Source organism: Paenisporosarcina sp. HGH0030, from assembly GCF_000411295.1.
Lineage (GTDB): Bacteria > Bacillota > Bacilli > Bacillales_A > Planococcaceae > Paenisporosarcina.
In genome coordinates, this window is sequence record NZ_KE150421.1 from 2,073,273 (window position 1) to 2,086,079 (window position 12,807).

At 39.7% G+C, this 12,807-nt stretch carries 14 protein-coding genes; 3 read left to right on the forward strand and 11 right to left on the reverse strand.

Annotation, left to right across the window (positions count from 1 at the left end; translation table 11 throughout):
* Positions 1 to 208: 208 nt before the first annotated feature.
* The 7 genes from HMPREF1210_RS09985 to pxpB form a co-directional block, all read right to left on the reverse strand.
* A complete protein-coding gene (locus tag HMPREF1210_RS09985) occupies positions 209 to 1,051 on the reverse strand; it encodes a DegV family protein (RefSeq protein ID WP_016428546.1) in 843 nt (280 codons plus the stop codon).
* 281 nt (positions 1,052 to 1,332) lie between these two features.
* Positions 1,333 to 1,509, reverse strand: coding sequence for a hypothetical protein (locus HMPREF1210_RS18215; RefSeq protein WP_016428547.1), 177 nt, complete (start codon positions 1,507 to 1,509; stop codon positions 1,333 to 1,335).
* A gap of 139 nt (positions 1,510 to 1,648) precedes the next feature.
* On the reverse strand, positions 1,649 to 2,422 hold the full coding sequence (locus HMPREF1210_RS09990) for a putative hydro-lyase (RefSeq protein WP_016428548.1): 774 nt from the start codon (positions 2,420 to 2,422) through the stop codon (positions 1,649 to 1,651).
* A 144-nt stretch (positions 2,423 to 2,566) separates the two neighbouring features.
* Complete coding sequence (locus HMPREF1210_RS09995) at positions 2,567 to 3,772, reverse strand: NRAMP family divalent metal transporter (protein WP_016428549.1); 1,206 nt, start codon at positions 3,770 to 3,772, stop codon at positions 2,567 to 2,569.
* 18 nt (positions 3,773 to 3,790) lie between these two features.
* Positions 3,791 to 4,561, reverse strand: a complete 771-nt coding sequence (locus tag HMPREF1210_RS10000; protein ID WP_016428550.1) for a 5-oxoprolinase subunit PxpA — start codon at positions 4,559 to 4,561, stop codon at positions 3,791 to 3,793.
* Between the two features lie 2 nt (positions 4,562 to 4,563).
* Complete coding sequence (locus HMPREF1210_RS10005; RefSeq protein ID WP_016428551.1) at positions 4,564 to 5,574, reverse strand: biotin-dependent carboxyltransferase family protein; 1,011 nt, start codon at positions 5,572 to 5,574, stop codon at positions 4,564 to 4,566.
* The gene (gene pxpB / locus HMPREF1210_RS10010) at positions 5,561 to 6,259 is read right to left on the reverse strand and encodes a 5-oxoprolinase subunit PxpB (protein ID WP_016428552.1); all 699 of its coding nucleotides are present in this window, start codon (positions 6,257 to 6,259) and stop codon (positions 5,561 to 5,563) included. The genes HMPREF1210_RS10005 and pxpB overlap by 14 nt, the downstream gene beginning before the upstream one ends.
* Positions 6,260 to 6,474: 215 nt before the next feature.
* Between pxpB and HMPREF1210_RS10015 the strand changes: the two genes are divergently transcribed.
* The gene (locus HMPREF1210_RS10015; protein ID WP_016428553.1) at positions 6,475 to 6,660 is read left to right on the forward strand and encodes a hypothetical protein; all 186 of its coding nucleotides are present in this window, start codon (positions 6,475 to 6,477) and stop codon (positions 6,658 to 6,660) included.
* 91 nt (positions 6,661 to 6,751) lie between these two features.
* Here HMPREF1210_RS10015 and HMPREF1210_RS17695 read toward each other — a convergent pair whose 3' ends face one another.
* The 4 genes from HMPREF1210_RS17695 to HMPREF1210_RS10030 form a co-directional block, all read right to left on the reverse strand.
* On the reverse strand, positions 6,752 to 6,925 hold the full coding sequence (locus HMPREF1210_RS17695; protein WP_016428554.1) for a YfhE family protein: 174 nt from the start codon (positions 6,923 to 6,925) through the stop codon (positions 6,752 to 6,754).
* A 349-nt stretch (positions 6,926 to 7,274) separates the two neighbouring features.
* Entirely contained in the window at positions 7,275 to 8,393 is a 1,119-nt protein-coding gene (locus HMPREF1210_RS10020) for an FAD-binding oxidoreductase (RefSeq protein ID WP_016428555.1), read from the reverse strand.
* Positions 8,394 to 8,648: 255 nt separating this feature from the next.
* Positions 8,649 to 8,834: an aspartyl-phosphate phosphatase Spo0E family protein gene (locus HMPREF1210_RS10025; RefSeq protein WP_016428556.1), complete on the reverse strand. Its 186-nt coding sequence runs from the start codon at positions 8,832 to 8,834 to the stop codon at positions 8,649 to 8,651.
* 335 nt (positions 8,835 to 9,169) lie between these two features.
* Complete coding sequence (locus HMPREF1210_RS10030) at positions 9,170 to 10,183, reverse strand: LLM class flavin-dependent oxidoreductase (RefSeq protein WP_016428557.1); 1,014 nt, start codon at positions 10,181 to 10,183, stop codon at positions 9,170 to 9,172.
* A gap of 377 nt (positions 10,184 to 10,560) precedes the next feature.
* Here HMPREF1210_RS10030 and HMPREF1210_RS10035 point away from each other — a divergent pair, with 377 nt between their 5' ends.
* The gene (locus HMPREF1210_RS10035) at positions 10,561 to 11,535 is read left to right on the forward strand and encodes a proline dehydrogenase family protein (RefSeq protein ID WP_016428558.1); all 975 of its coding nucleotides are present in this window, start codon (positions 10,561 to 10,563) and stop codon (positions 11,533 to 11,535) included.
* 185 nt (positions 11,536 to 11,720) lie between these two features.
* Positions 11,721 to 12,644 (forward strand): S-layer homology domain-containing protein, encoded by a 924-nt coding sequence (locus tag HMPREF1210_RS10040; RefSeq protein WP_016428559.1) that lies wholly within the window; start codon positions 11,721 to 11,723, stop codon positions 12,642 to 12,644.
* Positions 12,645 to 12,807: the final 163 nt, after the last annotated feature.

Below are 12,807 nucleotides of genomic sequence, written 5' to 3' on the forward strand. Positions count from 1 at the left end.
ACTTCGCGTCTCTCTTTATCTTTACTTATCACTATTCCAACTAACACCTCATAAAAGTCACGACTTAAATCCACGAGTTATAGTTTATGATTTATTTCCAGAAACGAGAGCATCCTTTCACTAAGAGACAATAACTGGGGAGCCCACACAACAAAAAAGTCGCCACCCCATACATAGGGATTGGCGACTTTTTACGTTATAAATATTCTTATTCTCCTAACCAAGCAAGACCGACAGTTCCTCTTCCCGTATGAGTGCCTGGCACGGGACTAAGTTCTGTTGTAGAGAAAATAATCTGAGGATGTTGCGTTTGAAGTTCTTTTTTCAATTGAGTCGCTTCTTTCAAATTATCCGCGTGGAGGACAGTCACTTCTTTTACGTGATTTTTTTCGGCTTCTAAATAGTCGGCCATTTTGGCGATGGCACGCTTATGACTTCGTACTTTATCGGACAGCACTGCACGTCCTTCATGAAATTTCAAGACGACTTTCATATTCAATAGAGTTGCAAACACGGCTTGTGAACCCGTTACACGCCCACCTTTGTGGAGTTGTTCAAGGCTGCCAGGCGTTAAGAACAGGCGACCTTTTGCAGGCAACGTCTTGATTTCAGTAACGATTTCTTCAAACGTTTTTCCTTGTTGCTCTAACGCCACAGCACGCTCCACCATTTTTCCAAGTGGAAATGATCCAATTTGAGAATCCAGAACAAACGCATCTACTCCAGCTTCTTTTGTCGCCGAAACTGCGCCACTATACGCACCAGTCAATGCACCTGTCGCATGAATGGCAATAACGTGCTTGTATTTGTTTTTTATTTCATTAAACAGCTCCAGCATTTCGCCTGGAGAAGGTTGTGAAGTTTTAGGTAAATCATTAACGGACGCAAGTTTTTTATAAAATTCGCTTGAACTGATTTCAACGTTTTCTTTGTAAGCGGTTTCTCCGAAAATAACGAATAACGGTACCACATAGATATTATGTTTTTCTATAAATTCTGTAGACAGGGTAGCAGTTGAATCCGTAACCCATGCAATATTTGATTGGTTCATGGCCATAGCTCCTTTAAATACCACTTAAGTGATTAATGAAAATGGTTAATTTAGGAAATCAACAGGATGAATGGAGACTCCTTTGAATGTATTAGTATGGTAAGAAGCAATGTTTTTCACAAGTGTATATATCATAAGAGTAGTATGACAAACGTCATGTTTACAAAGAAATATAGGAGATTGTCATTAACTGTACACATACACTTTTTAAATATCCCATTATATAGAAAAATCCAAACCAGGTAATTTCCTGATTTGGATCCTTGTTGCCAATATGCTGATTATGAAAGTTCCTGATATTTTGCTTGAAATTTTCCTTCTACTACATCAGTATGGTACATCGCTTTAAGGGCGAAATCTTTTTCAAGCTCATGTTCTTTCATGATTTGCTTTAAGCGTATCTTCAGTTCCTCATTTTCTTTTACGAGTTGCTTCATTTTCGATTTTACGAATTTCAATTAAAGGTCCTCCTTTTCCGTTTGTTTTGGTCACGTCCAATTAACCTTGTATTGCTTATACTAGCACAAAAAAGTACCTCTCAGTCATAAACCAAGAGATACTTCAGTAATTGTGAATATTCAAAGGTAGCAGTCAGAATCAAATCACGCTTATATGTTCACTTTTTAAATCTGTGATGAACATATGACCAGGTGCGTGAGTGATCATCAATGGAGGCTTCATATGCATAGCAATTGCTTGGGGTGTCACACCACATGCCCAAAAGACGGGTACTTCTCCGTCTTTAATCGTCACTGCATCGCCAAAATCCGGATGTTGAATGTCCTTTATACCGATTGATTCTGGATTTCCGATATGTATCGGTGCACCGTGAACCGATGGAAAACGACTGGTGACTTGAACTGCCCGAATGACATCCGCTTCTTTCATTGGACGCATGCTGACGACTGTCGGTCCCGCAAATTTGCCTGCAGGCGACGTTTCAATTGATGTTTTATACATAGGCACATTAACGCCTTCTTCATTGTGTCTCATAGGAATGCCATTTTTAATTAGCGCATCTTCGAATGTGAAGCTGCAGCCAATCAGGAAACCGACCATTTCGTCAGTCCAATACTCTTTAATATCTGTAGGCTCATCCACGACTTCTCCATTACGATAGACGCGGTATCTAGGTAAATCTGTACGTAAATCAGCTTTGGGTGCAGACATTTTCGGAATATACGAACCTGCGTCTGTGACGTCAATTAGCGGACAAGATTTGGGATTTCTTTGACAGAACAATAGAAAATCAAAAGCCAAATCTTCCGGTAAAATAACCAGATTTGCTTGAATGTACTCTTCACACAACCCAGAAGTTGGTGAAGAAATCTCACCACTGCGCATCTTTCCTCTTATTTCAGATGGTTGCATCAAGTTAAACCCCCTTTCTTTTAAGGCATTATAAGAAGGATGATAAATATCGAAATAGCGCATTTGCGGCATGCATCACATCAAAGAGAGTGTTGGCTCATGCGGAACATGCCGCTAATGGAAATGTACGATTAACAGCGATTTCTATTTAAACAATTGAGGAATTCCTTCAATTAAGGTGTAAACACCCATAATCGACATCGCGATAACAATAATGATTCCAAAAATAGTCATCCACAATGGATGTTTGTAGTCACCTACAATTTTCGTTTTATACGCCGCAATAAGCATAACGCCTAACGCAATCGGTAAAATTAAACCATTTACAGATCCAACTAGTACAAGAATACTGACCGGACGACCGACGAATACAAAGACGATAGTTGAAATCGAAATAAACGCGATAATGATTTTTTGATGATGTTTTTCTAACCACGGATGGAATGTACGAATGAATGAAACGGATGTATAGGCCGCACCTACTACAGAAGAAACTGCTGCGGCCCACATTACTATCCCGAAAATTTTATAACCAAAGTTACCAGCTGCCAATTGGAAAACAGATGCAGGTGGATTAGAAGGATCAAGTTTTAACCCCTGTGACACAACACCAAGAACAGCAAGGAACAAGGCAATTCGCATAATAGCAGTAACTACAATTGCAAATACTGCACTACGGTTCACTTCAGGAAGCGAGTCTACACCTTTGACACCCGCATCAATCAATCGGTGACCCCCGGCAAAGGTGATATAACCCCCAACCGTTCCTCCTACCAATGTTACAATCGCCAAAATATCAATCTTGTCTGGAACAAAAGTTTTCACAACAGCTTCTCCTACTGGAGGATCTGCAGTAAACATGACATATACAGTTAATCCAATCATGATGAAACCTAATATTTGCGCGAATTTATCCATCGCTTTGCCCGCTTCTTTAACAACAAAAATACCGATGGCAAGAATTCCGCTGAGAATGGCTCCCGTCTGTGCAGAGATTCCGAATAAAACATTTACTCCAAGACCAGCACCTGCAATATTTCCGATATTGAATGCAAGACCACCCATAACAATTAAAATTGCAAGAAAGTAACCAAGGCCCGGCAATATATCGTTTGCAATATCCTGTGCCCGTTTTTCAGAGACGGCAATGATTCGCCAAATGTTCAACTGAGCGCCGATATCGATAATAATGGAAATCAGAATCACGAATCCGAAACTTGCAAGAAGGGATTCGGTAAAGACAGTCGTTTGAGTTAAAAATCCTGGACCTATCGCAGAAGTCGCCATCAGGAAGGCTGCACCTAGCAATAAACTCCTGTTTGTGTTTTTCAATTTGTTCTCAGTTTTCATGTGGATCCCCCTTATGATTTATTTGAACTCTGAAATTTTTTGAATATCAATTCCAGATGAATTCAAGTCTTGAGAAATACGTTGTGCAAAATCGAGTGCATGCAGCCCATCTCCATGAATACACACAGTGTCGGCTTGAATCAAAACTTCTTTTCCGCTGATACTTGTGACCTTGCCTTCTTTAACCATTCGAACGACTTGGTGAATGGCTGTTTCCGTATCCGTAATCAGTGCATTAGCTTCTTTTCGGTTCGTCAATGTTCCATCTGCTTGATAAGTACGATCGGAGAAGACTTCATTCGCAGTGCGTAAACCAATCTTCTCACCTGCTTTGACGATTTCACTACCGGATAAACCAAAGAGAACCAACTCAGGGTTCACCGCATAAACCGCTTCGGCAATTGCTTCAGATAACGACGCGTCGGTAGCCGCCATGTTGAATAACGCACCATGTGGCTTGACGTGTTGCATCACGCCACCCTCCGCTTTTACAAAGCCAAACAATGCCCCAATTTGATAGACCACGATTTCATAAGCTTCCTGAGGTGTAACTGAAAAATTTCTTCTACCAAAGCCAGTCAAATCTTGAAATCCAGGATGCGCACCAATGCCTACGCCTTTTTCGAGTGCGAGTTTGACCGTTTTGCGCATCGTGGAAGGATCGCCTGCATGAAATCCACACGCGATATTTGCAGATGTCACAAAATCCAGTATCTCTTCATCGTTTCCCATTTTGTAGGCACCAAAGCTCTCACCCATATCACAATTTAAATCGACTTGATACTTCATTTTCATGTACCCTCCTTAAATTTAAGTGAAATGGATTGCGTTAATTGATCGATCAATTTTCTCTGCTCAATCATTGATTTTTGTGATTCTTCCAAAGATATTTTTTCAAAACGAATGGTTTCCCCAGGCTTCAGCTGGCTCACTTTCGGCAAATCAATAAATGCAACTTGTCCTATTTTTGGATAGCCACCAGTCGTTTGTCGGTCTGCCATCAAAATGATGGGTTGTCCATCAGGGGGCACTTGGATGGAACCAAATGACACTGCCTCTGAAAGCAATTCTTTCGGTACTTCTAATCTAAGTTCAGTTCCTTTCAATCGATAACCCATCCGATCAGAATCTGAAGTGATTTGGAAAACTTGATTAAGGAAATCATCTTTACTTTTTTTAGAGAATAAATGTGCTTGTCTTCCTTCTATGACACGCACCGTCTCATCCTTTTGATAGCTGGGAATTGCTTCGGACTTTAATGTCCATTCCACTTGCATAAATGACCTATCGTTTATTTCTTTAGAGAGCTTGTTGATAAAACCTTTAACTTGTTGTGGGGCGTCATTAACCGGAATAACATCTCCTCTTTGCAAGGCTCTTCCGTTAAACCCTCCGATACTCGCTCGTATATAGGTAGACTGACTCCCCATCACTTTAGGTACAGCAACACCTCCAGCAACCGCCATATACGTTCGGCAACCTGTTACAGGCTTTCCAAAAATCAGCTTGCAACCTTTTCTGGCAAAAATCGGGCGCCACATTTTTATGGGTACACCATCAATGACGGGTGATAGATTCGCGCCAGTTAATGCAAATAAACAGTCTTCAAGAAATGTTATATGTGGGCCCATTAATGTAATTTCGATCGTTGCTTTCGTCTCTTCATTGCCGACCAATATGTTCGCCAGACGATGTGCATAAGAATCCATAACGCCACTAACAATAACGCCATATTTTTGAAAACCATTCCTGCCAAGATCTTGAACAGTCGTTTGCAAACCTTCCTTATCAATCATCAGCATGAGTTGTCCCCTCCCATTCTGCATACTCCGATTCTGTTATTGGCTTGAAGACTATGAGATCTCCCGCTTGGAGCAAGCTTGGAACGTCTTCATGCGGAAGGAATAAATCCATCGGCGTCCGACCGATCAATTGCCAGCCACCAGGCGTCTCAATCGGATAAACACCAGTCTGCATTCCAGCAATTCCGACAGACCGTTCAGGGATACGGAGCCTAGGAGTCGAGCGACGAGGAGCAGCAATTTTTTCGGACATGCCTCCAATAAACGGGAACCCTGGGGCAAATCCAATCATATTCACTTCATATGTACCCGAAGAATGAATGGCAATCACTTCTTCAACTTTTAATTGATTATGTGACGCAACAAACTCGAGATCCGGTCCGTGCTCGCCTCCATAGCAAACGGGAATCTCAATGGTCCGTTGGTCTACTTTTTCCGAATCATTGTTATTGTGCAGTATCTTGGTTAGACAATCCTTCATATCTTCAAATTGATTGTCGGCAGACACTCTATAAAAAACAGTGACGGTCGTAAATGCAGGAATTACTTCTACAACTGAGTCAATAGAAGCTTGTTCGATTCTACGGGTGATTGACCGTACCAGGTTGGTTGCTTCTTTTGTAATTTCTTGTCCAACTTCTAAGACAATTGCTTCTTCTCCAAGTGGTGAATAGGTGATTTCCATCTTTACACTTCCAAACATTTTCTGAAATATACGATAATTATAAAGAAGAATATATGGGGATACAACCGTAAATTAATAAATATGCACATATTGTATTGAAAATACAAATATTTCAAGTTCTGTCGGAATTACAAGATTCGTATGTTTGAACATACACATTTGGGGAAATATTCAACTACAACACTTTTACTAAAATAAATCAGGAGGGTTTGATAATGAAAAGAAATACGATGGCATTGGCAGCACTTGGACTTGGAGCGGCTTTCCTAATGCGCAACAAAGATTCTCGAGAAAAACTTAAAGGGCAAGTCAACGAATTCACGAAAAATGGTAATGGTAAAGGCATGCTTGATCAAGTCATGAATGCCTTTGATAAGAAAAAAACAACGACAACGATATAAGAATTTTTAAAAAGGCACTTTACAAAATTAGTGTATAAAAAGAGGCCATTCCAACGTTGAAATTTCAACTAGGATTGGCCTCTTTTTCTATTCAGTTTAATTTATTTTTAGTTTTCTCATCTTTCTTCTTGATGCCTTTAACGCCTTCTAATCCACTTGCTTTGTCTGCTTTGTTGAACTCTTCGTTGTACAACACTTCCTGCGCAGCGGACAAACCATTATTTTCTTCAGACATTTGCTGATGTGGAGGTTTTCTTTCACTCATTTTCGAATTCTCCTCTCTTACTTATTGAAAACCTTAGTTTGTCCTTAGTGAACTTTCTTTATTCCTCCTATTTTTTTATCAAAGGCAAGTACCCGAAAACTCGGGAAAGCATTTTGTGCAACCTGGAAGGCATTTTGTGCAACCTGGAAGGCATTTCTGTCTACCTGGAGTTCCTTTCTGTCTACCTGGAACTAAAACACAGTCTCACCCTGTTGATTGATTGCGTCTCCTTAGCACGTGCTGCTTGGGGCGAACATCATATCGAAATTATTGAAGATAATTAAGAATTAGAAACACCCCCGTAGAAAAAAGTTCTACGGGGGTGTTCGTTTTTTTGTAACTCATACGGTTAGTCTATAATTGCACCTGACACATCGTACAAAGCCAAATCGATATCGACTTGTTCATCAAGCGCGAGCTTCGACAGTTGTGCACCTAGAAATGGTCCGATAGTTAATCCCGATGCCCCAAGCCCGTTGGCGAGAAGAAGTCCTTCCCAACCCGGAACCTTCCCGATGATCGGCAGAAAATTAGGTGTAAATGGACGGAAACCGACACGGGTTTCAACAAATGTACTATCTGCTAATCCAGGTGCCACGGACAACGCTTTGTGAAAGACTTCATGTAAACCGCCTGCAGTGACGCGTAAATCAAACTCTTCATGGTCTTCATGGGTGGCGCCTATTACCATTTGGCCGTTATCAAAAGCGAGAATATATTGATCATTTGGAGGCATTACAACGGGCCAATCATCCGTTTTCATATTTTCCATTTGAAGATGGACGATTTGTGCTTTTTGGGAGGAGAGCTGAAATTCAATACCCATTGGTTTTAATAATTGATCCGCCCACGCTCCGGCAGTAATGATTATCTTTTCAGCACTGTAACGTTCATTGCCGACACGAACTCCAGTGATAGCTGGATCATCAAATTCAATTTCAGCAGAGCCCTGAATGAATGTTGCTCCATGCTTTTTTGCCGAATTGATTAAGGCTTGTCGGAGCGCCCTTCCGTTGACTCGAGCAGCTCCACTAACATAAACCGCTCCAAATTCTTCAGCTAACGGAGGAAATAGAGAACCCGTTTCATTCGGTGTCAGTTGAAGAACTTCTCCAATTTCCGTTGCATCCTCTCTTCTTGTAACCGCACGTTCTTCCATTTTGATGAGTTTGCTTTGATCTGTATGCAGACTGAGGGCTCCCACGCGTTTGTATCCCGTATCTGTTTCACCATCTTCTTCAAGTTGGGCTATCAGTCCCTCATAATAGGCCGCCCCACTTTTAGCGAGAGAGTACCATGCTTTATTACGTCTTTGTGAAATCCATGGACATATAATACCTGCTGCGGCGTCCGTTGCTTGTCCTTTATCAAAGCGATCCACGACAGTAACTGTTGCACCCGTTTTAGCTAGGTGATAAGCAGTTGACGCCCCTAAAATTCCAGCACCGATAATGATATATTTTTTCATGAAAGCACCTTTTCCCAATTGATTTTCTACAATCATTTTACACGTTTGAACACTGAGTCTCAAAACGACTGATATCTATCTGAACAAATGTGCACTATCAAAGTATCTTAAGGGAAATAATCAAGCTAAAAAAACCCCTGCAGTTAGATACAGGCATTTGCGCGCCTTCCTCTTCGACAAGGGAATTTTATCATATGACAATATTATATTGTTTCAACAGTTGAGTGTATCTAGATGAAATAGAGTATTGTGGCTTCACCCTACTTCTTGATATGGAATCATCCCTTGATATTGATTTAAGAGTTGATCCAGTTCTTGACTACAAGTCACCACCACTGAATGTGTGTAGCCTAATTGCTTAGCCTTTTTGTACATGTCTTTCTTTTTACGGTTAATTTGTTTCAATAAAAGATGTTGCTTATACACTGTCTTTGTTCTCATCTGTTTACATCCTCCAACTGGTTTAGCTTTTATTCATGAAATCACTTATTTACCAACTTAAAATTTTCACGTAAAAGTAAATTTATGTATTAACTATTTAACCAATTATTTACTGAGATAAACTTCCTTTTTTAAAACTTTTTTCGATTAAATTATATTTTTTTCGAAATGACCAAATTTCTTTATTTTCTAGTAGTAATTAATTGGCGGCAGTTTTACACCTGCGGCTTTGTTTGGAGCGGAGTTAATTGAACATTTGACGGGATCGGGCACCTTTCAAATGAATTTAACAAACAAAAAAACAGGCCAATATCTCCTGGCCTGTTTCCTGTTTCTTATTGAAGTTCATCCATCGCTTCTTTCAGTATCTCATAAGAACGTTTTCGTGCTTCCCGATCGTAAATGTACGTCACAGCCATCAATTCGTCCACTTGGAATGTGTCCTGAAATCTTTTCAGTTGTTTCTGAATTGCATTCTTGTCACCTTTAAAGGAATATGTAGACATACTGCGGACGGCGCTTTCTTCAAATGAATTCCATAAACCGTCCATTGATTCTACCGGAGGCTTCAAGAATTCCTCTGTGCGTCTCACCACGTTTAAATAGAATCGATTAGTTGAAGTGGAAAGTTTGGTGGCTTCTTCAATCGTATCCGCCGCTACGACATTTACACAAACCATCACGTATGGCTCGCTTAAATACTCAGACGGCGTAAATTGATTGCGGTATATCTGAAGTGCTTGCTCGAGTTGAGCCGGTGCAAAATGGGCTGCAAATACATATGGCAATCCAAGTCTTGCAGCCAGCGAAGCACTTGATGTACTAGAACCGAGAATGTAGATTGGCACTTTGGCATCTACACCTGGAAATGCACGAACTTCCCCTTGCTGCTCAATGGAACTGAAATACTGTTGCAGTTCCACTACATCTTGAGGAAACGCGAAAGCAGTTTCCTGTGTTGTTCTACGAAGTGCATGCGCGGTACGCATATCTGTTCCAGGTGCTCGACCGAGACCCAAGTCTACTCGTTTCGGATATATGGCTTCTAATGTTCCGAATTGCTCTGCTACAACCAATGGTGCATGATTCGGCAACATAATTCCACCTGACCCTACTCGAATGGATTGAGTATTTTCCAACACATGACCAATAAGAACTGACGTAGCTGAACTAATTACTGCAGGCATATTGTGATGTTCGGTTAACCAATAACGTTGATAACCAAGTTTTTCTGTATGTTGAGCTAAATTGACCAAATCGCCAATTGCTTCTTTATGTGTTTGTCCTTCAAGTACAGCAACCAAATCCAATACGGAAACTGGAATAGATTTTTCATTTAAAGTCATCATCAAAATCCTTTCGCAAAACTAATATCTTGAGTTGATAATATATCGATGGCATTTATACATCAAGCTATCTGCCTACGAGAAACTTCCTCCCATAAACGACTCATGAGAAAGTCACTTTAAGATGTGTATGATAAGCATTTTCTATAAATAAAAATCAGTTATTTCTGATATCGTTCTGTTTTGATGTTTTTCAGATAGTATTAAAGAGTAGGTTTACGATTAAAAGGAAAGAATTTCCGTACAATCTCAATACGTTTAGTGTACATGTTCGTGAAAAAAGATTTATAATAAAACGGTGTCATGATACACATGATAGGTTTAGTGATTTTACGGATGCAAGACAACATATAATGAATATTTTTTAGGAGGCAAAAATCATGTTAAAAGATGTATTTATGGCTTTATCAAAAAACCAATTGCTGACGAGTGCAGCTAAAAAATATGGTTTGAAATTAGGCGCACAAACTGTTGTCGCTGGAACAAATGTTGAAGACACAATCAAAAGCATTCGTGAGTTAAACGCGTTGGGCATCAGTGCAACCGTTGATAACTTGGGCGAATTCGTTTTCGAGAGATCTGAAGCTTTGAAAGCTAAAGAAAGCATTTTGGAAGTAATCGAAGCAATTCAAGCAAATGGTGTGGACGCTCACATTTCTTTGAAACCAACTCAACTTGGTCTCGATATCGATTATGATTTCTGTTATGACAACTTACATGAAATCGTTGCTGCAGCGAGCAAGTATGACATGCACATTAACCTTGACATGGAAGATTATGGTCACCTTCAACCTTCATTTGATCTAATCGATACTCTTTCTGAACAGTACAGCAATGTCGGCACAGTAATTCAAGCTTACTTCTACCGTGCACAAGACGATATCGAAAAATATAAAGATATGCGTTTACGTATTGTAAAAGGCGCTTACAAAGAATCTGCTGAACACGCTTACCAAACAAAACAAGAAATTGATGCCAACTACATCAAACTGATTGAGTATCATTTACTGAATGGTAAATTCTCTTCAATCGCGACACATGACCACAATGTTATCAATCATGTGAAGAAGTTTGTAAAAGACAATCAAATTTCAAACGACAAATTTGAATTCCAAATGTTGTATGGTTTCCGCAAAGACATGCAAGTGGATTTAGCGAAACAAGGATACAACTTCTGCACATACGTACCATTCGGAGATGATTGGTATGGTTACTTCATGAGAAGATTAGCTGAACGTCCGCAAAACTTGAACTTGGTTGTCAAACAAGTATTCAATAAACGCACAAATACTGCTATCGGAGTCTTTGCTGGCGCTTTCGCATTGAGCCGTATTGTTTCAAAAAAGAAGAAGTAAAATAAGTGTGCTGCCCTTTTTTAAGGGCAGTTTTTTTATGCCAATTCATCATTTTTTACCCATTGTACGGAGTCTTTAGGCTCAAATTAAAAATCCCTCAATTTACCTGTATTTATACAAAACTATCCATGGTAAATTAAGATGTATTTGAAAATAGTTTTACCCATACATAGGAGGAAAGATCAATGTTTACTAGTCTTAAAAAATTTATTGCTGCTAGCTTAGTAGCTATCCTGGCAGTATCTGCCATCGTTCCATCTGCTTCTGCAGCGGAACACCAATTTACGGATGTTAATTCAAGTTATGATGAAGCTGTCAGCTTCTTTTATGAATATGAATTAATCAAAGGAACAACTCCTACCACTTTCGGAACAGATTTAAATATCAAACGTGGAGATGCTGCTGTCATTTTGGCAAACACGCTTGGTCTTGATGTCGATAATGCACCATCTGCAGGATTCAAAGATTTAAACCCACGTGTCCAAGGTGCAGTAAATGCTTTGGCTGAAGAAGGAATTATCTCGGGAGTATCTAAAGATAAATTCGGTCCAGACCAACTGTTGAGCAGAGGCGCAATGGCGAAGTTATTGACTATTTCATTCGGACTTGAAGATTATGCAGAAACAACACCATTCACGGATGCTGTTGGGGTATTTACACCTTATATTGAAGCTTTATATGGCTCAGGAATCACAAATGGTAAAACAGCAACTTCATTTGGTACGAATGACAACATCAAACGTGGTGAATTTGCCAACCTTCTATACAATACAATTATGTTCTCTTTCTATATGCCTTTTGCAGAATCAGCTAAAATTCTGACTTCGACAACGATTGAAATCAAAATGGAAGAAGCTGCACCTAAAGAATATTCAGTTACAGAACTTGCAGAAATGTTCTACATTGAAGCGTACTTCAAAGATGGTTCAGTAAAAGAACTTCAGTTTGTTGGAACTTCATTATCTGATGATCGTACAACTTTAGTAGTTGAACTTTCTGCAGACAGCTCATTGGCTGGCAAAAAAGGAAAAATCGAAATTGACGGATTGAATGAAATTGATTTTGATTACACAACACCTGTTGCACCACCAGTTGAAGAAACAAAATAATAAACATAACTCATCCTCAGATATTAATGAGGATGAGTTTTTTTGTGTTATTTGTCACGACCAGATGGATTTTTACACATTGTATAGGAAGAAGCGTTTAATCTGTTGGAATGGTGGAAACCACTTATGAAAGACTTTTGTACATACAGATTACACGTTGACA